Origin of the sequence: Microbacterium sp. NC79 (genome assembly GCF_019061125.1) — a bacterium.
Lineage (GTDB): Bacteria > Actinomycetota > Actinomycetes > Actinomycetales > Microbacteriaceae > Microbacterium.
Map to the genome: position 1 here is coordinate 1323610 of NZ_JAHQYI010000001.1, position 21629 is coordinate 1345238.

Annotated in this window: 20 protein-coding genes; 13 read left to right on the forward strand and 7 right to left on the reverse strand. The window is 62.1% G+C overall.

Going from position 1 to position 21629, the window contains the following annotated elements; all coding sequences use genetic code 11:
• Positions 1 to 11 precede the first annotated feature (11 nt).
• The 8 genes from rapZ (at position 12) to KTJ77_RS05945 (ending at position 6494) form a co-directional block, all read left to right on the forward strand.
• Positions 12 to 884, forward strand: a complete 873-nt coding sequence (rapZ, locus tag KTJ77_RS05910; protein WP_217337528.1) for an RNase adapter RapZ — start codon at positions 12 to 14, stop codon at positions 882 to 884.
• A gap of 59 nt (positions 885 to 943) precedes the next feature.
• Positions 944 to 1918: a DNA-binding protein WhiA gene (whiA, locus tag KTJ77_RS05915; protein WP_217337529.1), complete on the forward strand. Its 975-nt coding sequence runs from the start codon at positions 944 to 946 to the stop codon at positions 1916 to 1918.
• A gap of 155 nt (positions 1919 to 2073) precedes the next feature.
• A complete protein-coding gene (locus KTJ77_RS05920; RefSeq protein WP_217337530.1) occupies positions 2074 to 2700 on the forward strand; it encodes a superoxide dismutase in 627 nt (208 codons plus the stop codon).
• Between the two features lie 103 nt (positions 2701 to 2803).
• Positions 2804 to 3811, forward strand: a complete 1008-nt coding sequence (gene gap / locus KTJ77_RS05925) for a type I glyceraldehyde-3-phosphate dehydrogenase (protein ID WP_217337531.1) — start codon at positions 2804 to 2806, stop codon at positions 3809 to 3811.
• A gap of 2 nt (positions 3812 to 3813) precedes the next feature.
• Positions 3814 to 5028, forward strand: a complete 1215-nt coding sequence (gene pgk, locus KTJ77_RS05930; protein WP_217337532.1) for a phosphoglycerate kinase — start codon at positions 3814 to 3816, stop codon at positions 5026 to 5028.
• Positions 5019 to 5807: a triose-phosphate isomerase gene (tpiA, locus tag KTJ77_RS05935; protein WP_217337533.1), complete on the forward strand. Its 789-nt coding sequence runs from the start codon at positions 5019 to 5021 to the stop codon at positions 5805 to 5807. The genes pgk and tpiA overlap by 10 nt, the downstream gene beginning before the upstream one ends.
• 79 nt (positions 5808 to 5886) lie before the next feature.
• Positions 5887 to 6141: a preprotein translocase subunit SecG gene (secG, locus tag KTJ77_RS05940; protein ID WP_217337534.1), complete on the forward strand. Its 255-nt coding sequence runs from the start codon at positions 5887 to 5889 to the stop codon at positions 6139 to 6141.
• Complete coding sequence (locus KTJ77_RS05945) at positions 6141 to 6494, forward strand: RNA polymerase-binding protein RbpA (RefSeq protein WP_147824450.1); 354 nt, start codon at positions 6141 to 6143, stop codon at positions 6492 to 6494. Before secG ends, KTJ77_RS05945 begins: the two co-directional genes overlap by 1 nt.
• Before the next feature lie 317 nt (positions 6495 to 6811).
• On the opposite strand, the gene pgl is transcribed toward KTJ77_RS05945, so the two are convergent.
• The 6 genes from pgl to tkt are packed head-to-tail and all read right to left on the reverse strand — an operon-like array spanning position 6812 to position 14921.
• Positions 6812 to 7579, reverse strand: coding sequence for a 6-phosphogluconolactonase (gene pgl / locus KTJ77_RS05950; protein ID WP_217337535.1), 768 nt, complete (start codon positions 7577 to 7579; stop codon positions 6812 to 6814).
• Entirely contained in the window at positions 7576 to 8520 is a 945-nt protein-coding gene (locus KTJ77_RS05955; RefSeq protein WP_217337536.1) for a glucose-6-phosphate dehydrogenase assembly protein OpcA, read from the reverse strand. The genes pgl and KTJ77_RS05955 overlap by 4 nt, the downstream gene beginning before the upstream one ends.
• Positions 8517 to 10064 (reverse strand): glucose-6-phosphate dehydrogenase, encoded by a 1548-nt coding sequence (gene zwf, locus KTJ77_RS05960; protein WP_217337537.1) that lies wholly within the window; start codon positions 10062 to 10064, stop codon positions 8517 to 8519. Before zwf ends, KTJ77_RS05955 begins: the two co-directional genes overlap by 4 nt.
• A gap of 29 nt (positions 10065 to 10093) precedes the next feature.
• Positions 10094 to 11722 carry a glucose-6-phosphate isomerase gene (locus KTJ77_RS05965; protein WP_217337538.1) on the reverse strand — a complete coding sequence of 543 codons (1629 nt, stop codon included), beginning with the start codon at positions 11720 to 11722 and terminating at the stop codon, positions 10094 to 10096.
• Complete coding sequence (tal, locus tag KTJ77_RS05970) at positions 11719 to 12828, reverse strand: transaldolase (protein WP_217337539.1); 1110 nt, start codon at positions 12826 to 12828, stop codon at positions 11719 to 11721. The genes KTJ77_RS05965 and tal overlap by 4 nt, the downstream gene beginning before the upstream one ends.
• Positions 12825 to 14921 (reverse strand): transketolase, encoded by a 2097-nt coding sequence (gene tkt, locus KTJ77_RS05975; protein ID WP_217337540.1) that lies wholly within the window; start codon positions 14919 to 14921, stop codon positions 12825 to 12827. The genes tal and tkt overlap by 4 nt, the downstream gene beginning before the upstream one ends.
• A gap of 238 nt (positions 14922 to 15159) precedes the next feature.
• On the opposite strand from tkt, the gene KTJ77_RS05980 reads away from it, so the two are divergent.
• Complete coding sequence (locus KTJ77_RS05980) at positions 15160 to 16077, forward strand: heme o synthase (RefSeq protein ID WP_217338358.1); 918 nt, start codon at positions 15160 to 15162, stop codon at positions 16075 to 16077.
• A gap of 510 nt (positions 16078 to 16587) precedes the next feature.
• Here KTJ77_RS05980 and KTJ77_RS05985 read toward each other — a convergent pair.
• Positions 16588 to 17718, reverse strand: a complete 1131-nt coding sequence (locus KTJ77_RS05985; protein WP_217337541.1) for a heme A synthase — start codon at positions 17716 to 17718, stop codon at positions 16588 to 16590.
• A 203-nt stretch (positions 17719 to 17921) separates the two neighbouring features.
• Here KTJ77_RS05985 and sufB point away from each other — a divergent pair, with 203 nt between their 5' ends.
• From sufB to sufC, 4 genes are read left to right on the forward strand one after another with little or no spacing between them, the layout of a single operon-like run.
• Positions 17922 to 19340: a Fe-S cluster assembly protein SufB gene (gene sufB, locus KTJ77_RS05990; RefSeq protein ID WP_217337542.1), complete on the forward strand. Its 1419-nt coding sequence runs from the start codon at positions 17922 to 17924 to the stop codon at positions 19338 to 19340.
• Positions 19341 to 20519 (forward strand): Fe-S cluster assembly protein SufD, encoded by a 1179-nt coding sequence (gene sufD, locus KTJ77_RS05995; protein ID WP_217337543.1) that lies wholly within the window; start codon positions 19341 to 19343, stop codon positions 20517 to 20519. It begins immediately after the preceding gene.
• On the forward strand, positions 20516 to 20842 hold the full coding sequence (locus KTJ77_RS06000) for a non-heme iron oxygenase ferredoxin subunit (RefSeq protein ID WP_217337544.1): 327 nt from the start codon (positions 20516 to 20518) through the stop codon (positions 20840 to 20842). Before sufD ends, KTJ77_RS06000 begins: the two co-directional genes overlap by 4 nt.
• The gene (sufC, locus tag KTJ77_RS06005; protein WP_217337545.1) at positions 20842 to 21624 is read left to right on the forward strand and encodes a Fe-S cluster assembly ATPase SufC; all 783 of its coding nucleotides are present in this window, start codon (positions 20842 to 20844) and stop codon (positions 21622 to 21624) included. Before KTJ77_RS06000 ends, sufC begins: the two co-directional genes overlap by 1 nt.
• Positions 21625 to 21629: the final 5 nt, after the last annotated feature.

A 21629-nucleotide genomic window follows, 5' to 3' on the forward strand; every position in this document is an offset into this window, starting at 1 on the left:
AGGAGCACAGCGTGAGCACGTCAGACGAGGGCCAGGTCCTCATCGTCACGGGAATGTCGGGGGCAGGGCGCTCGACAGTAGCGAACGCGCTGGAAGACCTGGGATGGTACGTGGTCGACAACCTCCCACCGCAGATGTTGCGCCCACTGCTCGACTTCTCGAGCGCAAGCGGAACGTCCTTCCCACGCGTGGCCGTCGTCATCGACGTACGCGGAGGCACGCTCTTTGCGGAACTGCCTGAAGTCCTCCAAGAGTTGCGCAGACGCGGTGATACCCGACTGGTGTTTCTGGACGCGTCTGATGACGCGCTTGTGCGCCGATTTGAAGCCGTGCGCCGCCCGCACCCGCTGCAGGGTCATGGCACGCTGGTTGACGGCATTCACGCCGAGCGTGAGCGCCTCAGGCTGGTGCGGGAGAGCGCAGACGTGCTCATCGACACCACCAACCTGAACATCCACCAGCTGGCGAACACGGTTTCTGACACTTTCCGTGCCGCCGATTCAGCCAAGCACGATGTCACGGTGATGAGCTTCGGCTTCAAGTACGGACTCCCGACGGACGCCGACTTCGTCGCCGATATGCGATTTTTGCCCAACCCGTTCTGGAACGAAGAGCTACGGCCCTTCACCGGAAAAGACGAGGCCGTGTCTGAGTACGTGCTCGGACAACCCGGCGCAGCAGAGTTCATCAGCAACTACGCGGCGGCACTACGTGCCGCGATTGATGGCTACCAGCGCGAGAACAAACGTCACTCCGTCATCGCCGTGGGATGCACAGGCGGCAAGCACCGTTCGGTCGCAACGTCTATCGAGTTGGCGAAACGCTTGGCAGAAGTACCAGGGATTGCTGTGCGAGTGAAGCATCGCGACCTGGGGCGAGAGTAGGATAGAAGTTCCGCCCTTTTTGCGCGTTCCCGACTTTTTACTGAAATAGAGGTACCCCAGTGGCACTGACCGCCGATGTCAAAGGCGAACTCGTCCAGATTCGCGACCCGCGTGCTTCGGTACGCGTCGCGGAGCTGACGAGCATCCTGCGTTTCGCTGGCGGACTGCACTCGATTGCTGGCCGTGTTGCGGTTGAAGCTGAAGTCGATGCCGAAGTCCTCGCGCGCCGTGTGGCTCGTGATCTTGTTGAAATTTATGCCGCCCGCCCGGAGATCGTTCCGGTGCAGGCATCCGGTTCGCGTTCAGGCAACCACTGGGCAGTACGCGTGATTGAAGGCGGCGAGACGCTTGCTCGTCAAACCGGCCTGCTCGACCAGCGTCGTCGTCCTGTGCGTGGCCTGCCGAACCGCCTGACCACCGGTACCCGGGAAGATCTTGCTGCAATCTGGCGAGGCGCGTTCCTTGCCGCAGGCACACTGACGGAGCCTGGTCGTTCGGCCGCCGTCGAAGTGAGTGCCCCGTCAGGTGAAGCTGCGATGGCCCTGGTCGGTGCCGCACACCGGATGGGCATCGCAACGAAGGCCCGCGAAGTGCGTGGCGTACCCCGCGTCGTGGTTCGCGAGGGCGAATCGATTCGCGCGATTCTGGCAGCGATGGGCGCGGTGCGTACCGCTGCTGCCTGGGACGAAATGCGTCAGCGCCGTGAAGTGCGCGCGGGCGTCAACCGCCTCGTGAACTTCGATGACGCGAACCTGCGCCGATCCGCACAGGCCGCGGTCGCCGCGTGTGCACGCATCGAGCGCGCACTGGAGATTCTGGCGGATGAGGTTCCTGACCACCTTCGTCAGGCTGGCGAACTTCGCCTCGCTCACCGCGATGCGAGCCTTGATGAGCTTGGTCACCGTGCCGACCCGCCGCTGACGAAAGACGCTGTCGCCGGCCGCATCCGTCGCCTGCTGGCGATGGCAGACAAGCGTGCTGAGGCCGAAGGCATTCCCGGAACCGAAGCTGCGGTTCCGACCGGAGAAGACTAAACACGCGCGACAATTCACACACCGCCTGGCAAAGGAATCTTCCCGAGCCAGGCGGTGTTGTCGTCGGTAGGATGAAAATGATTGACCTTCCCGCCTCGGCGGTTCCGGAGGTCACCAAGGCGCCCACTGGGTGCAGACCAGAAAGAAGCGAAACAATGGCGACATACACGCTGCCAGAGCTGACCTACGACTACTCGGCCCTCGAGCCGGCAATCAGCGGTGCCATCATGGAACTGCACCACGGCAAGCACCACCAGGCTTACGTCACCGGTGCTAACACGGCCCTCGAGCAGCTTGCTGAGGCTCGTGCCGCGGGAAACTTCGCGAACATCAACAAGCTCGAAAAGGACCTCGCGTTCAACCTCGGCGGCCACACGAACCACTCGATCTTCTGGACGAACATGTCGCCGAACGGTGGCGACAAGCCCACCGGCGAGCTCGAGGCAGCGATCGCGGACCACTTCGGTTCGTTCGACGCATTCCAGGCACACTTCACCGCAGCAGCCCTTGGTGTTCAGGGCTCGGGTTGGGCTGGCTTGTTCTGGGACTCGATCGGCGAGAACCTGATCATCCAGCAGTTCTTCGACCAGCAGTCGCAGTTCGCTGCCGGTTCCGTGCCGCTGCTCCTGCTCGATGTTTGGGAGCACGCATACTACCTCGACTACAAGAACGTCCGTGCTGACTATGTCAAGGCGTTCTGGAACATTGCGAACTGGGACAACGTGCAGACACGTTTTGAAACAGCACGCACGCAGAGCAAGGGCCTGCTGGTACAGTCGTGAACGGTGGCGTCCCCGGTGGGGATTCCACCGGGGACGCCGATGTCCGCGACTTCTATTCGTCACGCGTTCATCGGCGCGCGTGACAGACCACTAGGGAGCATAAGTGGCTGTAAAGATTGGTATTAACGGCTTCGGCCGCATCGGGCGCAACTATCTGCGCGCGGCCCTTGCACAGGGAGCCGACCTTGAGGTTGTTGCCGTCAACGACCTCACCGACAATAAGACCCTCGCGCACTTGCTGAAGTACGACTCGATCCTTGGTCGTCTCGACCAGGACGTCACGTACGACGACGAGTCGATCACGGTGGGTGGCAAGGTTATTCGGGTGTTCGAGGAGCGCGACCCCGCCAACCTGCCATGGGGCGAACTCGGTGTTGACATCGTGATCGAGTCAACGGGTCGCTTCACGAAGGCTGAAGACGCTGGCAAGCACATCGCTGGTGGCGCCAAGAAGGTCCTCATTTCGGCACCGGCAACGGGCGAAGACGCAACGTTCGTCATGGGTGTCAACGAGCACCTCTATGACCCGGCCGCGCACCACATCATCTCGAACGCATCGTGCACCACGAACTGCCTCGCGCCGCTCGCCAAGGTGTTCAACGACAACTTTGGCATCGAGAACGGTCTGATGACGACGGTCCACGCCTACACGGCTGACCAGAACCTGCAGGACGGCCCGCACAGCGACCTTCGCCGTGCACGTGCTGCTGCTGTCAACATCGTTCCGACTTCGACCGGTGCGGCAAAGGCAATTGGCCTGGTTCTTCCGGAGCTTAAGGGCAAGCTTGACGGCTTCGCTCTGCGTGTACCGGTTCCGACCGGTTCGATCACAGACCTTACCGTCACCTCATCACGTCCGGTCACGCTGGACGAGGTGAAGGCTGCGTACAAGGCAGCTGCAACCGAGGGGCCGCTCGCCGGCATCCTCAAGTACACCGAAGACGAGATCGTCTCTAGCGACATCGTGACTGACCCGCACTCGTCGATCTTCGACGCAGGCCTGCTGCGTGTGATCGGCAACCAGGTCAAGCTGTCGAGCTGGTACGACAACGAGTGGGGCTACTCCAACCGTCTCGTCGACCTCACCGAATACGTTGGAGAGCGTCTCTAAATATGACTCTGCGAACCCTCGACTCGCTCGGATCCCTTGCGGGCAAGCGCGTTATCGTCCGTTGCGATCTTAATGTTCCGTTGAAAGACGGTGTTATTAGCGACGACGGTCGAATCCGCGCCTCACTTCCTACGTTGAACACTCTGATCAATCAGGGTGCGCGCGTAATCGTGTGTTCTCACCTCGGGCGACCCGAGGGTGCACCGGACGAGCGTTACAGCCTCGCTCCGGTCGCGCAGCGTCTCGCAGAACTCCTCGGAAAACCGGTCGCGTTTGCGCGCGACACGGTAGGGGAGTCTGCGCAAGAAGCCACAGCCGGTCTCGATGACGGCGGCATCGCCGTCATCGAGAACCTGCGCTTCAACCCCGGCGAGACCAGCAAGGATCAGGGCGAGCGTGACGCGTTCGCTCGGCAGCTGGCTGCCCTCGGGGACGTCCTCGTTTCGGACGGCTTCGGTGTTGTGCACCGCAAGCAGGCGAGCGTGTACGAACTCGCGCAGCTGGTTCCGTCTGCCGCTGGCCTGCTCATCGCCACCGAACTTGATGTGCTTGACCGCCTCACCGAGAATCCGGAGCGACCGTACACGGTTGTTCTTGGCGGCTCGAAGGTGTCAGACAAGCTGGGTGTCATTGAACACCTGCTTCCGCGCGTCAACCGCATCCTCATTGGTGGCGGCATGCTGTTCACCTTCTTGAAGGCCGAGGGCCACAACGTGGGCTCCAGCCTGTTGGAAGAAGACCAGCTCGACACCGTACGCGGGTACCTGGCCGACGCGCGCGAGCGCGGCGTCGAGATTGTGCTGCCGACCGATGTTGTTGTCGCGGAGAAGTTTGCCGCCGACGCCGCACACGAAGTTGTTGCTGCCAGCGCGATCGAAGAGACGAGCTTCGGAACCGCTGGCATCGGTCTCGACATTGGCCCGGAGACGTCGAAGGCCTTTGCCGACGCCGTTGCCTCGAGCAAGACGGTGTTCTGGAACGGCCCGATGGGCGTGTTCGAGTTCCCCGCTTTCGCTGGCGGTACGAAAGCAGTTGCGCAGGCGCTGACTGCCGTTAACGGTCTCAGCGTTGTGGGCGGCGGCGATTCTGCCGCAGCCGTACGTCAGCTCGGTTTTGCCGATGACCAGTTTGGTCACATCTCCACCGGTGGTGGTGCAAGCCTCGAATTCCTCGAAGGCAAGAAGCTTCCCGGACTGGAGGTCCTCGGATGGTCGTAACACGTACGCCGCTCATTGCGGGTAACTGGAAGATGAACCTGGATCACCTCCAGGCGGTCGCGTTCGTGCAGAAGCTGCACTGGACGTTGAAAGACGCGAAGTTTGAGTCGAACGCGGTCGAGGTTGCGGTCTTCCCGCCTTTCACCGACATTCGTTCAGTGCAGACGCTGATCGACGCCGACAAGATTCCGTTCTCGCTTGGTGCACAAGACATTTCAGCGCAGGACTCCGGCGCATACACGGGTGAAATCTCGGGCCTGTTCCTCTCGAAGCTCAAGTGTGGCTACGTCATCATCGGCCACTCCGAGCGTCGCGAATACCACAACGAGACCGACGAGATCGTGGCAGCGAAGACGAAAGCCGCCATCAAGCACGGTGTCGTACCGGTGATCTGCGTCGGCGAAACTGCCGAAGACCTCGAAAAGCACGGGGCTAGCGCGGTTCCCGTCGCTCAGCTTCGCGTCGCTCTCGAGGGCATCGACAAGAAGGCCGATATCGTCGTCGCTTACGAGCCGGTCTGGGCGATCGGCTCCGGCCAGGCGGCAACGCCCGCGCAAGCACAGGACGTGTGCAAGGCTCTGCGCGGCGTCATCGCTGAGACGCTCGGCGATGAGGCGGCGGCGCGCACCCGTGTGCTGTATGGCGGGTCAGTGAAGGCAAACAACATCGCCGCGTTCATGCGCGAGCCTGATGTAGACGGCGCTCTCGTCGGCGGTGCAAGCCTGATCGTGGACGAATTCGCGGCGATTGCTCGCTTCCCGAGCCACGTCGGCGTCTAGCGTTTCGCTGAGGCAGATTCGTCTTCTCCCATATACTGGAGTTTCGTGCGCGATCCGTTCGCACTTGAAAGGTTTTTCCGTGGCTATTCTTGAGCTCATCCTGCAGATTGTGCTGGGTATCACCAGCCTGCTGCTGACCCTTCTTATCCTTCTGCACAAAGGACGCGGTGGCGGTCTGAGTGACATGTTCGGCGGCGGAATGAGCGCCTCCTACGGTTCCAGCGGTCTTGCCGAGCGCAACCTGAACCGCTTCACCGTGGTTCTCGCGCTTGTCTGGTTCGTCACGATCGTCGGCCTCGGCCTGATCACGAAGTTCACGGGATTGGCAGGCTAATGGCTACCGGAGGAAACGCAATTCGCGGCACCCGCGTCGGCGCTGGCCCCATGGGCGAGCAGGATCACGGTTACCACGCTGACCGTACCGCTGTTTCGTACTGGGACGCACTCGGCAACGAGACCGTACGCTACTTTGCAGCCAACCTGCCTGAGGAAGAAATTCCCGAGCAGATTGACTCGCCGCAGTCCGGCCTGCCCGCAGGTCGCGACAAGGACAACCCGCCGGCACTGGCTAAACCTGAGCCGTACAAGACGCACCTGGCATACGTGAAGGAGCGCCGCACAGACGAAGAGGCCGTCCAGTTGCTGGATGAAGCTCTCGCCGCAGTGCGCGCACGCCGCGGACAGTAAGCATTAAGCGAAAGGGGTGGGACCGCACAAGCGGTTCCACCCCTTTCGCGTTCCGTCAGCCCGTGGTTCCGGCGTCAGCCCGTGGTTCCGGCGTCAGCCCATGGTTCCGCGTCAGTCCGTGGTTCCGGCGTCAGTCCGTGGTTCCGGTCCGTCGCACTTCATATGTTGCGCGAGACACAATTTGGTCGGCGAGAAACATGCGGCGCGGTGATGTTTCGCCGACCAAAATGTGTTTCGCACGCATGCGGAACCGCGGGAGCGGAACCGCGGGTGCAGAACGCAGCCCGCGGAATCCAGCCCGCGGAATTGCGGGGCCGTTAGAAGCTGGGGTCAATCAGTTCGGCAGGAACCTGACCGGCGGCGGCTTCGTCAACAATGATGATCGTGCGGCTCGTGCCCTTGGCGCCGGCGGCAGGAACCTGCTCGTAGTTGGCTCCAGCGAGAATGAGTCCGAGGGCTCCGGCCTTCTCTTCACCCGCGACGACCATCCATACTCGACGCGAGGAGTTGATCACAGGACGCGTCAGCGTGATGCGTTCGGCGGGAGGTTTGGGGGAGTTGCGCACCGCGACGGCGGCGCGATCCGTCACCGTGATCGCCGAGCGATCCGGAAACAGCGAGGCGATGTGGCCATCGGGCCCGACGCCCAGGAAGCAGACGTCGAAGCTCGGCCAGGCGTTGGAGCCGTTGGCAAAGCTTGCGAGCTCGGTAGCGTACGCGTCGGCTGCCTCATCCAAGGTCAAGCCTTCGTCTGACGCAGGCATCTCGTGAATGTTCGCTGCCGGAATATCCAACATGTCAAGAAGCGCGGCACGAGCCTGCCCCTCGTTACGGTCGGCATCGTCACGAGCGACCCAACGCTCATCGCTCCACCAGAAATGTACGGCAGACCAATTGACCAAATCACGCAACGGGTTTTCTGCCACGGCCGCCAGAACCGCGATGCCCATGGTTCCGCCGGTCAACGACACATGTACCGGTCGATCTTCCGATGCATCCATGGCGACCTTGCCGAGAAAGCGCTTGGCAACGCTCTCGGCGAGATCGGTTGGCGTCGGCACAACGACGACACGTTTTTCGGTCATGCTGAGTGTCCTTCCGAGGCCGGACCGAGGCGGTGCCAGCCTTCTGAGATGACTCGACCGTACAGCACGTCGGGGTCAAGGCGACGCAGCTCTTCGGCGAGGCACTCGCGCAGGGTGCGTCGTGGTAGCGGTAGATCATGATCCGGTTGCCCCGGCTGCGTCAGCAACGCAACACCCGGTTCCGGACGCTCCAACAGGATGTCGCCAGACGCGCGCGTCAGGCGCACGCTCTTGATACCCTCTCGCCACGTCTCGTGCGACTCGTAGACCCACTTCACCGGTACGTCGAGTTGCAGACGTAGCCAGGCGGCAAGCAGACCGGTGGAGGGGGATTCAGCGGAACCATGAACTTCGACTGCAGTCACCTGGTCGTAGGGCGGCTGGTCAAGCACAGCGGCCAGTTGCTCGCGCCAGTAGGTGAGGCGGGTCCAGGCCAGGTCAGTGTCGCCAGGGGCGTACCCTTCGCCAAGGTTGGACAGTCGCCGCACCGTGTCAGGATCGGTGGACGCGTCGGTAATGCGGCGCTGTGCAATGCGGCCAAGCGGGCTGGCGGCAGGACGCAGCGGCGGCTGGTCAGGCCACCACACCACGACGGGTGCATCAGGCAGGAGGAGCCCGGTAACGAGGCTCTCCTCGTTCGTTGCGGCGGCGCCGAATGCACGGAGGACGATGACCTCACTAGCGCCCGCGTCGCCACCGACGCGAATCTGTGCGTCCAGACGAGCATCCGCGTTTCGATCGGTCAGCAAAACGATGACGCGCATCGGGTGCTCGCGTGACGCGTCATTGGCGGCATCGATGGCGGGCTCTGCTGCTTCTTCACGAGTCGCGATGACCAGCGTGAGCACGCGGCCAAGCGCGACGGCACCACCCTCTTCACGGACCTGCACGAGGCGCTTAGCGACCTGGCTAATGGTGGTGTCAGGAAGATCAACGATCATGGTCGCCTCCAGGTGCGTCCGTCGCGTGCCAGCATGTGGTCGGCACTCGCCGGACCCCACGAGCCAGGTGCGTACTGATCAAGCGGCCCGCCGAGGGATGCCCAATACTCTTCGACCGGGTCAAGAATGCGCCAGGACTCTTCTACCTCTTCGTGACGGGGAAACAGCGGCGGGTCGCCAAGTAGAACGTCAAGGATCAGACGCTCGTACGCCTCCGGGCTCGCCTCGGTGAAGGCGTGACCATAGCCGAAGTCCATCGTCACATCGCGAACGTGCGTGCCGGTTCCTGGCACCTTCGAGCCAAACTTCAGCGTGACACCCTCATCGGGCTGAACACGGATGACGAGTGCGTTCTGGCCGAGGTCAGGCGTGCTGCCACGAGAAAACAGGTGTTCGGGTGCGCGCTTGAAAACCACCGCGATCTCGGTGACGCGACGGCCAAGGCGCTTGCCAGTGCGCAGGTAGAACGGCACTCCCGCCCAACGGCGCGTGTTGATCTCGAGCTTGACCGCGGCAAAGGTCTCGGTGGCGGAGTCCGGTGCCATGCCATCTTCTGTCAGGAAGCTGCGCACTTCTTCGCCACCCTGCCAACCGCCAGCGTACTGACCGCGTGCCGTCGCCGCTGACAGGTCATCTGGCAGCGTGACAGCGGCGAGAACCTTTTCTTTTTCGGCGCGCAAGTGGTCGGCGCTGAGGCTAATCGGCTCTTCCATCGCCGTGAGCGCGAGCAACTGCAGGAGGTGGTTCTGCATGACGTCGCGTGCAGCACCGACGCCGTCGTAGTAACCGGCACGACCGCCAACACCAATGTCTTCCGCCATCGTGATTTGCACGTGGTCGACGTAATTGCGGTTCCAGATCGGTTCGTATAGCTCGTTCGCGAAACGCAAAGCCAGAATGTTCTGGACGGTTTCTTTACCGAGGTAGTGGTCGATACGGAAGATCGCATCGGGAGAGAACGTTGACTCCAGCGCCTCGTTCAGCTCGCGGGCGGATTCCAGATCGTGGCCGAACGGCTTTTCAATGACGACGCGGCGCCAACGATCCGGATCCTGCGTATTGCTGACGAGCCCCGACTCGCGCAATTGGCGGGCCACCGTCGGGAAGTCCTTCGGCGGAATCGAGAGGTAAAACGCATGGTTACCCATGGTTCCGCGCACCCGATCGAGATCCTCGACAGTGTCGCGCAGACTCTTGAAGCTTTCCGGGTCATCAAACGTGCCCTGCACGAAGCGAATTCCCTCGAGAAGCTGCTTCCAGGTCTCTTCGCGGAACTCGGTGCGCGCATGCGCCCGAACCGCGTCGTAGACAACCTGCGCGAAGTCCTGATCTTCCCAATCACGGCGTGCAAAACCGACCAGCGCGAAGCCGGGAGGAAGCAGGCCACGGTTGGCAAGGTCATACACGGCAGGCATCAATTTCTTGCGCGAAAGATCGCCGGTGACACCGAAGATCACCAGGGCGCTTGGCCCGGCAATTCGGTTCAACCGGCGATCATCGGGGTCACGCAGTGGGTTGTGCCCACGCGAGATGAATGCAGTCATCGGGGGAGTGCTCCAGTTGGGGGTTTGAGTCAGTCGTCGACAGCCTGAAACAGGTCAAGCACGTCGTCACCGGAATCGCTCAGTGTGAAGGTGACGACGGGGCGACCGTGCTCGGCAAGAACGGCGGCGTCACCGGCGGCCTGCGCCTGGATCAGCTGACCGAATGTAAACGGACGCTCCGGAATTTCGACGTCGACACTATCCGACTCCAGAATCTGCAGGAAGACGCCCTGTGCGGGGCCACCCTTGTGATACTGGCCGGTGGAGTGCAGGAATCGCGGCGCCCATCCAAACGTCACGGGGCGACCGGTGTCGGCAGCGATCATGTCGCGCAAGCCCTCAAGCTGCGGGAACTCGAGGCGATTCACGTAGGCCTGAATCGAGACGTATCCGTCGGCAGGGAGAGCCGCATACAGTGCGTCAAGCGTGCCCTTGAGGGTTCCGCTCGCGGTGAGAGTTGCGTCGCTCGCACGCACCTCAACATCCGCCTCAACGAAAGCCGGCTCCGTTGGTTCCGGTCGCGAATCCAGCAGCGCACGTGCCGCGACCTTTGCCGACTCCACATCGGGCTGGTCAAACGGGTTGATGCCGAGCAGACGGCCAGCGATCACCGTGGCGTACTCCCACAGCACGAGCTGTGCGCCAAGCGAACCCGAAACCAGAATTTCGCCCTTGTGGCGTTCGAACAGACGCAGGTGCTCCGCGTCTTCCACGAGGCGAACGATCTGCACGTCGTGCGGCGTGTTATCGACCTCGGGGGAGAGCGACGTCAGGACGACAGGCAGAATGCCGGTGCCTTCCTTGCCTGTCGACTCCGCAATGAGCTGCTCGATCCAGTCAGGCAGGCCGACGATCGCGGTGCCATCCGGAACCAAGCCGAGCTTGTCCTTGCGGCTGCCGTTGAGCGAGCCTCCGATGGCGGCGCCGAGCCGCAACGCAGGGTTTTCGATCGAGTCGATCGACACCTCGAGGAGGGCCGAATCTGCTTCGCGCAGGAGGGTTTCGATGTCGACGCCGGCGAGCCCAGACGGAACCAGTCCGAAGGCCGTAAGCGCGGAATAGCGACCGCCGACGTTCGGGTCGGCGTTGAAAACCGTGTAGCCCGCCTCACGAGCCGACGCATCGAGCGGCGAGCCCGGGTCGGTCACAATGATGATGCGCTCGGTCGGGTCAATGCCGAGGTCGCGGAACGCTGCCTCGAACGCGCGGCGCTGAGAGTCGGTTTCCACCGTCGAGCCGGACTTCGACGAGACGACGAGCGCCGTCTGCGCGAGTGAGCCATTCTCGTCGCCATCAAGGGCAGCGAGAACCTGGCCAGGTGCCGTCGAGTCCACAATCACAAGGGGCACACCCGCCGTACGGGTGATGACCTCGGGGGCAAGCGATGAGCCGCCCATACCAGCGAGAACGATGCGCGTGACACCGGCAGCGGTCAGCTTGTCGCGCAGAGCCTTGATCTCAGCGACAAGTGGGGTCGATACGCTGACGGCTTCAACCCAACCGAGTCGAATTGACGCCTCGGAGACCGACTTTTCGCCCCACAGTTCGGCGTTTTGCGCCGTAATGCCGGAGGCGACCATGTCGTTTACGAGCGCGGGCAACTCTGCCGCGGCGACCTCGGCCGGATAACCGGTCAGGTGAACTTCGGTGGCGCTCACTTGGCGGCCTCCAGTGCCATGCGGACGGTCTCCTTGAGCTCCTGCCACGAGGCAATGAACTTCTCAACGCCCTCGTCTTCGAGTAGCTGGGTGACATCGGCGAAGTCAATGCCGACATTCGCCAGTGCTGCCATGAGGTCGTGGGCACCTGCGTAGTTCGTCGTGATGGTGTCACCGCTGATGACGCCGTGGTCGAACGTCGCTTCCAGCGTCTTTTCCGGCATGGTGTTAACGGTGCCTGCCGCGACCAACTCTGTGACGTAGAGCGTGTCAGGCAGAGCAGGGTCCTTCACGCCGGTAGACGCCCACAGCGGGCGCTGTGCGTTGGCGCCTGCCGCAACCAGTTCCTTGGCGTCTGCTGCCGCGAAGCGCTGCTCGAACAGTTCGTAGGCGAGGCGCGCATTTGCGAGACCCGCCTTGCTCTTCAGCTCAAGTGCTTCCGTGGTTCCGATCGCCGCGAGACGCTTGTCTACCTCGGTGTCCACACGCGAGACGAAGAACGAAGCGACGGAGTGGATCTTGGACAAATCGTGGCCCGCTTCGCGCGCCGCCTGGAGACCAGCAATGTACGCCTCGATGACCTCGCTGTAACGCTCGAGACTGAAGATCAGCGTGACATTGACGCTGATGCCAGCGGCAATCGTCGCGGTGATCGCGGGAAGGCCCGCCTTGGTGGCCGGGATCTTGATGAGCGCATTGTCGCGACCCACCAACTGCCAGAGCAGACCGGCCTGGGCGATGGTTCCGTCCGTGTCGTGTGCGAGGTCGGGGGAGACCTCGATCGACACGCGACCGTCGACACCGTTCGTTGCGTCGTACACGCCGCGGAAAATGTCGGCTGCTGCCCGGACATCGTCGGTCGTTGCCGCGATGATGGCGTCGTCGACAGACACGCCGTCAGCGGCGAGCTGGTGAAGCTGCGCCGCGTAGTCTTCGCCGCCGTTGCCAATGGCACCAGCGAAGATGGTCGGGTTCGTGGTGACGCCCGACACGGTGCGGCTTTCGATCAGTTCGGCCAGGTTGCCGCTCACAATGCGTGAGCGCGAGAGGTCGTCCAACCAGATGCTGACGCCCGCTGCAGCGAGGTCTTGGGTGGGAGTGCTCATGCGTTCTCCTTAACTGTTTCGCGTGCGGCTGCGACGACAGCTTCTGCCGTGATGCCGAACTTTTCGAAGAGGGTCTTGTAGTCGGCGCTTGCGCCGAAGTGCTCGAGCGACACACAACGGCCGGTGCTACCGACGATGGCGTGCCACGGCATTGCGATGCCGGCTTCCACCGAAACGCGCGCCTTGACCGCAGCAGGCAGAACGCTCTCGCGGTATTCAGCCGACTGTTCAGCAAACCATTCGAGCGACGGAGCGGAAACCACGCGGGCGTTGATGCCTTCGCCAGCCAGAGTCTCGCGGGCGGAGACAGCAAGCTGAACCTCGGAACCTGTGGCAATCAGGATGACGTCTGGGGTTCCGTTCTGCGCTTCGGCCAGCACGTAAGCACCCTTGGCAGCGAGCTGTGCGGATGCGAACGTGTCGCCACTGGCTTCGCCTTCGCCGCGCGCGAACGTGGGAACGTTCTGACGCGTCAGGGCAAGACCGGTCGGGCTGCCATCGCGGCGAAGCGTCTCGAGCCAGACAACCGCTGTCTCGTTCGCGTCGGCTGGGCGAACGACGTTGAGGTTCGGGATTGCGCGAAGCGACGCCAGCTGCTCAACAGGCTGGTGCGTCGGGCCGTCTTCACCGAGGGCGATCGAGTCGTGGGTCCACACGTAGATCGCGGCGACGTTCATCAGCGCGGCCAAGCGAACGGCCGGGCGCATGTAGTCACTGAAGATCAGGAACGTGCCACCGAAGGGGCGTGTCTTACCGTGCAGGCGGATGCCGTTCAGGATCGAACCCATGGCGTGCTCACGGATGCCGAAGTGCAGCACACGGCCGTACTCATTGCCCGACCACTCGTGCGTTGACCACTGCGTCGGAACAAACGACTTGGCGCCCTTGATCGTGGTGAGGTTCGACTCTGCGAGATCGGCGGAACCACCCCACAGCTCGGGAAGCTCGGCAGCAAGCGCATTCAACACGGTGCCGGAAGCGGCACGCGTCGAAACGTCTTTACCCGATTCAAACACGGGAAGAGAGTCTGCGATGTTCTCGGGGAGGGCGCCTGCTTCGAGGCGGTCAAGAAGCTGCTTACGCTCCGGGTTTGCCGCGGCCCATGCGTCGAACGCTTCCTGCCACGTGGCGCGGGTGGCGGTTGCGCGTTCCTGCAACTGGCGAGTGTGCGCGATGACATCGTCTGCAACAACGAACGTCTGCTCGGGGTCAAAGCCGAGAACCTTCTTCGTGGCAGCCAGCTCGTCAGCGCCGAGCGCTGAACCGTGGATCTTGCCCGAGTTCTGCTTGCCGGGCGACGGCCAACCGATGATCGTCTTCAGGATGATGAGTGACGGCTTGTCTGTCTCACCCTTGGCCGCGTCGATTGCCGCGTTCAGTTCGGCGACGTCTTCGACATACTGGCCTGTCTTCTTCCAGTCGACCGTCAGCACCTGCCAGCCGTAGGACTCATAGCGAGCAGCGACATCCTCCGTGAAAGCGATGTTCGTGTCGTCTTCAATCGAGATCTGGTTCGAGTCGTAGATCGCGATGAGGTTACCGAGCTGCTGGTGGCCAGCGAGCGACGAAGCCTCGCTCGTGACGCCCTCCTGCAGATCGCCGTCGCCAGCGATGACGTAGACGAAGTGGTCAAACGGGCTGGTTCCTGCCGCTGCCTCAGGGTCGAACAGACCGCGCTCGTAGCGAGCAGCGTAAGCGAAGCCCACAGCCGAGGCGAGGCCCTGACCGAGCGGACCTGTCGTGATTTCGACACCCTTGGTGTGACCGTACTCAGGGTGGCCTGGGGTCAATGAGCCCCACGTGCGCAATGACTTGAGGTCATCAAGTTCGAGACCAAATCCGCCGAGGTACAACTGCACGTACTGCGTAAGCGAGGAGTGACCAACCGACAGGATGAATCGGTCGCGACCAAGCCAGTCAGTGTCTGCCGGGTCGTGGCGCATGACGTGTTGATACAGCAGGTACGCTGCGGGCGCCAGGCTCATCGCGGTGCCAGGGTGGCCATTGCCAACCTTTTCCACAGCATCCGCAGCGAGTACGCGTGCCGTATCTACAGCGCGCTTATCGATCTCTTCCCAACGCAGTTCCGACACCCGGACCGCCCTCCCGAAAAGTAGGTGCGCTCAACCCAAACGTGCCCTAATTAGTCAGAAATTAAGGGGAATTCGCTGAACGCGTGTATGTCATTTCAGCATAGCGACTAGCGCTGGTGCGCGGCGCTGATTGTGTCTTTGTGACAAGACCAGACCGCGTTCGTATCGCGGTAGACTAGTTGCGTGTGTGCTTTCTGCCGTGCGCACAAATCTCTCACGTCCTAAGGGGGCGATCCACCTGACTGCGACATCTGCCGCACCGGCGAATGCGAAGCTCAGCCTCGGTAAAACGATCCGCGCGTATGTGGAACTGACGAAGCCGCGGGTCATGGAGCTTTTGCTCGTGACGACCGTGCCTGTGATGTTCCTCGCGCAAGACGGCGTGCCCAACGTATGGCTCATGATCGCAACCGTCATCGGCGGAGCCATGAGTGCTGGTTCCGCCGCGTCCTTCAACATGTACATCGACCGTGACATGGACGCGCAGATGCAGCGCACCGAGAACCGCCCCATTGTGACCGGGGAAGTATCGCCGCGCAACGCGCTTATCTTCTCGTGGGTGCTTGCCGTTGTCTCCACCGTGTGGCTTTTGCTCACCACGAACTGGCTTGCCGCCACGTTGTCTGTCGTGGCGATCTTCTTCTACGTCGTGATTTACACGTTGATCTTGAAGCGTCGTACCGAACAGAACATCATTTGGGGCGGGATCGCGGGATGCTTCCCGGTGCTCATCGGATGGACTGCCGTCACCGGATCGCTGTCGTGGACGCCCTTCATCCTGTTCATCGTGGTCTTCCTCTGGACGCCGCCGCACTACTGGCCGCTGTCGATGAAGTACAAGGAAGACTACGGTTCGGTGCACGTGCCCATGCTGGGCGCCACGCGTCCGACCCACCAGGTGGGCCTCCAGATCATTCTGTACGCGTGGGCAACGATTGCTTGCTCACTCCTGCTGATCCCGGTTGCGGGCATGGGCGTCGTGTACACCGTCTCAGCTCTCGTGTTCGGCGGCTGGTTCCTGTACGAGTCACACCGCCTCTACAACCAGGCAGTGAAGGGCGCAAACGCGGCTCCGATGCGTGTCTTCCACGCCTCGATCACGTACCTCACGCTGCTCTTCGTCGCGATTGCCGTCGACCCGCTACTCCCGTTCTAACGGGTTCTCAAACGGCCGCTCACTTTTGTGGGCGGCCGTTTTGCGTTTCACGGTTCGGTCTTCACCGCCGATGACTCCGCGCTCGTGCCCGGGTGGTCCCGTACGCTGCCTACTCCTCCCGTGGTTCCGGTTTTCCCAGTTATGCATGAGCCTCCGCAGTTACGCATGAGCAAACTCCCCAAAGACCGGCGACACGCTGTGTTTTCGGGCATGAACGGCCGTCCGCTCATGCATAACTGAAATCGTTCATGCATAACTGGGCCGACCCGTCGAGGAAGACTGAGGTCCAGGGGCGGAACCAGGGCAAGTGGAACCCAGGCTTCGGAAGCGGGGCCGCGGAGGAAGCTTGCGAGCCAAGGGCCCTCGGAAGCGGGGCTGCGGAACCAGGGCTGGCGTACCCGGGCTGCAGAACCCCGGGGGTGGGGTTTCGATACGCGTGGCGGGTGAGCGCGTGTCGCAAAAGAAGTGTGCCGCCCGGATAATCCGAGCGGCACACGAAGAAGTAGCGCGTTAGGCGGCGAGAGTGTCGACCGTGACGGGGCGTTTGAGCTTCAGCACGATCGCGGTATACGCGGCAGCGGCGAGGGCCGCGAGCACCATGTGAATACCAACGAGAAGCGGCGGCAAGCCTTCGCGAGCCTGCCAGACGCCGACCATAACCTGCACGCCAACAACCACGACGAGCGCGATCAGCCAGGTGTGTACCGGCAGGCGCTGCGCCCAAGCCGCGATCATCAGAACAACGAGCAGGCCGGTGAGGATATATCCGGGCCACGAGTGCACGTGGGCAAGAACGGTGGCGTCGAATCCGTTGCGAGCAACATCAGCATCGCCCGAGTGCGGGCCCGATGCGGTGGTCAACACGCCGAAGAAAATTGTCAGCGCGAGCGCCAAGCCCGTGACATGCGTCAAGATCGCAAACCACGACGGAACAACGCGTTCGCGGGCTGCCTCGCCCTGATACATACGCACGAGGTACGCCGGCGTCACGCAGGCCAGCAGCAACGAAGCGACGTAGTGGAAGCCGACGATAAACGGGTTCAGCTCGGTGAGAACGGTGATGCCGCCGACGAAAGCCTGAGCGATGACACCGACCAACACGATCCATGCCAACACGGGGAGATCCTTGCGGCCAGGAATCGTGCGAATTGATTGCACCGCGCCGATGATGGCGACGAGCAAAAGACCAGCGGAGAAGAACGGGAAGGCAGGCACGCCCGCCAGCGCAGCGATAACGTAAGCCACGAGGCCCGTCGTGATTCCACCCAGCGCAAACCACAGCATGTTGATGACGGAGCGGCGCCCGCCGATGATGTGCAGCGTGAACAGCAGCACGACAAGCGCCAGGATTCCGACGACGCCGGTGATCGTGCGGTTGCCGAACTCAATGAGGCCGTGAATGCCCTGCTCCGGAGTCGGAACCAGGGACTCCGGCGTACACAGCGGCCACTCGGTGCATCCGAGGCCAGAACCGGTCAGGCGCACCGCGCCACCGGTTCCGATGATGAACACCTCGAAGATAAACGACAGCCACGCGAACACGCGTACCGGCTTACTAAACGTGGTGGGCAAGCCGAGGAAGGAGCGCTCTCGCCCTCCAGGGCGAACAGAAGCCGTCTCCGGGGTGACGATGTCAGTCATGAAGCCTCCGGTTCCGCCCAAAGGGGCCAGCGGAACCTGTAGAATCGAAGGGTTGCAAGATCGCGAAAAGCGCGGCTCTTGCGTTCAAGTGTAGGCGTCTTCTGGACGCCGCAAAGAAAGGCCCGACGGCAACTCCCACGTAAACGCGGGGGAGTGCGACCGGAGCGGATAACACCGCTAGGCCATAAGGAGAGTGTGACGCCATGTCTGATGTGCTCATTGACCGTCCCGAGCTCGAAGGGCTGGGGGTGTACGAGTTCGGCTGGCACGACGCCGACGCCGCTGGCGCAAGCGCTGCCCGCGGTATTAACGAAAACGTCGTGCGTGACATCTCGGCACTGAAGGCTGAACCCGAGTGGATGCTGAAGACCCGTCTCAAGGGCTTCCAGCTGTTCGGTCGCAAGCCGATGCCGACGTGGGGTGCTGACCTGTCGGGTATCGACTTCGACAACATCAAGTACTTCGTGCGCTCGACGGAGAAGCAGGCCCAGTCATGGGAAGACCTGCCTGAAGACATTCGCAACACCTACGAGCGCCTCGGTATCCCCGAGGCTGAGCGTCAGCGTCTCGTTGCCGGTGTCGCCGCACAGTACGAGTCTGAGGTGGTCTACCACCAGATCCGTGAAGACCTTGAGGCCCAGGGCGTCATCTTCATGGACACCGACACGGCACTGCGCGAGCACCCCGAGTTCTTCGAAGAGTACTTCGGAACCGTTATTCCGGCTGGCGACAACAAGTTCGCTGCTCTCAACACGGCCGTGTGGTCGGGTGGCTCGTTTGTGTACGTCCCGAAGGGCGTGCACGTGGAGATTCCGCTGCAGGCCTACTTCCGTATCAACACGGAGAACATGGGCCAGTTTGAGCGCACGCTCATCATCGCTGACGAAGACAGCTACGTGCACTACATCGAGGGTTGCACCGCGCCGATCTACAAGTCGGACTCGCTGCACTCGGCTGTCGTCGAGATCATCGTGAAGAAGAACGCTCGCGTTCGCTACACGACGATCCAGAACTGGTCGAACAACGTCTACAACCTGGTGACCAAGCGTGCCATCGCACACGAGGGCGCAACCATGGAATGGGTCGATGGCAACATCGGCTCGAAGGTCACGATGAAGTACCCGTCGATCTTCCTTACCGGTGAGCACGCCAAGGGCGAGACCCTGTCCGTCGCGTTTGCTGGCCCCGGCCAGCACCAGGACGCTGGCGCAAAGATGATCCACATGGCTCCGTACACGCAGTCATCGATCACGTCGAAGTCGATCGCTCGTGGTGGTGGCCGTGCCGGTTACCGGGGCGAGGTTCGTATTGACGCCAACGCCCACCACTCGTCGAACTCCGTGGTGTGTGACGCCCTTCTGGTCGACACCCAGTCACGCTCAGACACGTATCCCGCGATCGACATTCGTGTCGATGACGTCATCCTCGGCCACGAGGCCACGGTCTCGAAGGTGAGCGAAGAGCAGCTCTTCTACATCATGAGCCGCGGCGTCGAAGAGACCGAAGCTATGGCAATGATCGTGCGCGGCTTCATCGAGCCCATCGCACGTGAGCTGCCCATGGAGTACGCGCTGGAACTGAACAAGCTCATCGAGATGGGCATGGAAGGATCGGTCGGCTAAATGTCAACCGCAACCGAAACGCTGGCATCAAACATTCTTACTCACGACGCACCCGTGGTTCCGATTCAGACGCGCTCTGAACGCCCGACGTCGTTTGAACCCACTGACTTCCCGAACCCGACGGGTCAAGAGGTCAACTACAAGCACTCGCCGGTCAACCGCCTGCAGCCGCTGCTGAACGTCGACGCCGTCGCGTCGGACTCCGTCGACTACACGATTACGCCTGAAACGTATATCGTGCCGAGCGTTGGTCTCGACGCTCCGGTTCGCGGCGAATTCTTCCGTCCGGAAGACCGCATGGCGGCTTTGGCATGGCAGAAGTCGCAAGACGCCCTCCACATTCGCATTCCCGCGAACGAAGAGGTCGCCGAGCCGATCACGATTGCGATCAACGGCCAGAGCGCCGAAGGCACCGCATTCGCGCACATCGTCATTGAGGCGATGCCGAACGCACACGCCACGGTCATCCTCGACCACAAGGGCGCAGCCACCTACGCGCAGAACGTTGAAATCATCGCGCGCGATGGTTCCGACCTCCGCGTCATCACGGTGCAGCGTTGGGAAGAAGAGACCGTTCACGCTGCCGCCCACCAGGCGCGCGTTGACAAGGACGCGAAGCTCACGCACATCGTTGCCAGCCTGTCTGGCGGCGTCGTGCGTGTGAACCCGTCTGTCGAACTCGACGGCACCGGTTCCGAAGGCAAGCTCCTCGGCATCTCGTTCGCAGACCCGGGGGAGCACCTCGAAAGCCAGGTGTACATGTTCCACAAGGGAGCACACACCACGGGCGACGTGCTCTACAAGAGTGCTCTGCAGGGCGCCACGGCTCGCACCGTCTGGATCGGTGACGTGCTCATCGGGCCGGACGCTGTCGGCACCGACTCGTACGAAGCCAACCGCAACCTGGTGCTCACCACGGGTGCTCGCGCTGACTCCATCCCGAACCTGGAAATCAAGACGGGCGACATTCAGGGAGCCGGTCACGCATCGGCAACCGGCCGCTTTGATGATGAGCAGCTGTTCTACCTGCAGTCGCGTGGAATCTCCGAAGACGAGGCACGCCGCCTCGTTGTCGTGGGCTTCCTCGGCGAGATCGTGCAGAAGATCGGCGTGCCGACCTTGGAAGAAGAACTCTTCGACGTGATTCAGGTCGAGCTCACCGATGGTTTGTCGGCATGAGCGCAACCCGCGCCTGTTCGTATAGCGAACTCGAGCAAGACGCCGCGTTGCGCGTCGTCATTGACGATGTTCCGATCTGTGTCGTGAAGGACGGCGATGGCGTGGTGCACGCCATCGGCGACACCTGCACGCACGGCGAAATCTCACTTGCAGATGGCTTTGTTGAAGGCGACACGGTTGAGTGCTGGGCCCACGGTTCCGCATTCTCCCTTGTCACAGGCAAGCCGCTGAACCTCCCCGCTTTCGAGCCCGTCCCGGTATATGTCGTCGAAATCGACGGTGACGACGTGCTCATTGACCCCTCCGTAACGAAGGAAATTTAATGTCTGTCCTCGAGATCCGCGACCTGCACGTAACGGTCGAGACCGATGAAGGAACCACGCCGATCCTTAACGGCGTCAACCTCACCATCAAGACCGGTGAGACCCACGCCATCATGGGCCCGAACGGCTCGGGCAAGTCGACGCTCGCGTACACGATCGCCGGCCACCCGAAGTACACCGTCACGGGCGGAACCATCACGTTTGATGGTGAAGACGTTCTGGAGATGTCGGTTGACGAGCGCGCTCGCGCTGGCGTCTTCCTCGCGATGCAATACCCGGTAGAAATCCCCGGCGTCACCGTCACGAACTTCCTGCGTACCGCGAAGACCGCAATCGACGGCGAAGCACCGTCGCTGCGCACGTGGACGAAGGACGTCAAGGAGTCGATGAAGGCTCTGCGCATGGACAACAAGTTCGCCGCGCGTAACGTCAACGAGGGCTTCTCCGGTGGTGAAAAGAAGCGCCACGAGATCCTGCAGCTTGAGCTACTCAAGCCCAAGATGGCTGTTCTTGACGAGACCGACTCGGGTCTTGACGTTGACGCCCTGAAGATCGTTTCTGAGGGCGTGAACCGTGCGAAGGAAGCAACCGACCTCGGCGTGCTCCTGATCACGCACTACACGCGTATTCTTCGCTACATCAAGCCCGACTTCGTGCACGTCATGGTCAAGGGCCAGATCGTTGAAGAGGGTGGCCCTGAGCTCGCCGACCGCCTCGAGAACGAGGGCTACGAGGGATACTTCCCCGCGGAGACCCCGGCCGACGCTCCCGTCGAGGCGTAGGATCA

Bases quoted from the DNA above. Each gene is read 5' to 3' on its own strand.
- KTJ77_RS05920 (WP_217337530.1), top strand. From the start codon at position 2,074: ATGGCGACATACACGCTGCCAGAGCTGACCTACGACTACTCGGCCCTC.
- pgk (WP_217337532.1), top strand. From the start codon at position 3,814: ATGACTCTGCGAACCCTCGACTCGCTCGGATCCCTTGCGGGCAAGCGC.
- tpiA (WP_217337533.1), top strand. From the start codon at position 5,019: ATGGTCGTAACACGTACGCCGCTCATTGCGGGTAACTGGAAGATGAAC.
- KTJ77_RS05945 (WP_147824450.1), top strand. From the start codon at position 6,141: ATGGCTACCGGAGGAAACGCAATTCGCGGCACCCGCGTCGGCGCTGGC.
- pgl (WP_217337535.1), bottom strand. From the start codon at position 7,579: ATGACCGAAAAACGTGTCGTCGTTGTGCCGACGCCAACCGATCTCGCC.
- KTJ77_RS05955 (WP_217337536.1), bottom strand. From the start codon at position 8,520: ATGATCGTTGATCTTCCTGACACCACCATTAGCCAGGTCGCTAAGCGC.
- zwf (WP_217337537.1), bottom strand. From the start codon at position 10,064: ATGACTGCATTCATCTCGCGTGGGCACAACCCACTGCGTGACCCCGAT.
- tal (WP_217337539.1), bottom strand. From the start codon at position 12,828: ATGAGCACTCCCACCCAAGACCTCGCTGCAGCGGGCGTCAGCATCTGG.
- KTJ77_RS05985 (WP_217337541.1), bottom strand. From the start codon at position 17,718: ATGACTGACATCGTCACCCCGGAGACGGCTTCTGTTCGCCCTGGAGGG.
- sufB (WP_217337542.1), top strand. From the start codon at position 17,922: ATGTCTGATGTGCTCATTGACCGTCCCGAGCTCGAAGGGCTGGGGGTG.
- sufD (WP_217337543.1), top strand. From the start codon at position 19,341: ATGTCAACCGCAACCGAAACGCTGGCATCAAACATTCTTACTCACGAC.
- KTJ77_RS06000 (WP_217337544.1), top strand. From the start codon at position 20,516: ATGAGCGCAACCCGCGCCTGTTCGTATAGCGAACTCGAGCAAGACGCC.
- sufC (WP_217337545.1), top strand. From the start codon at position 20,842: ATGTCTGTCCTCGAGATCCGCGACCTGCACGTAACGGTCGAGACCGAT.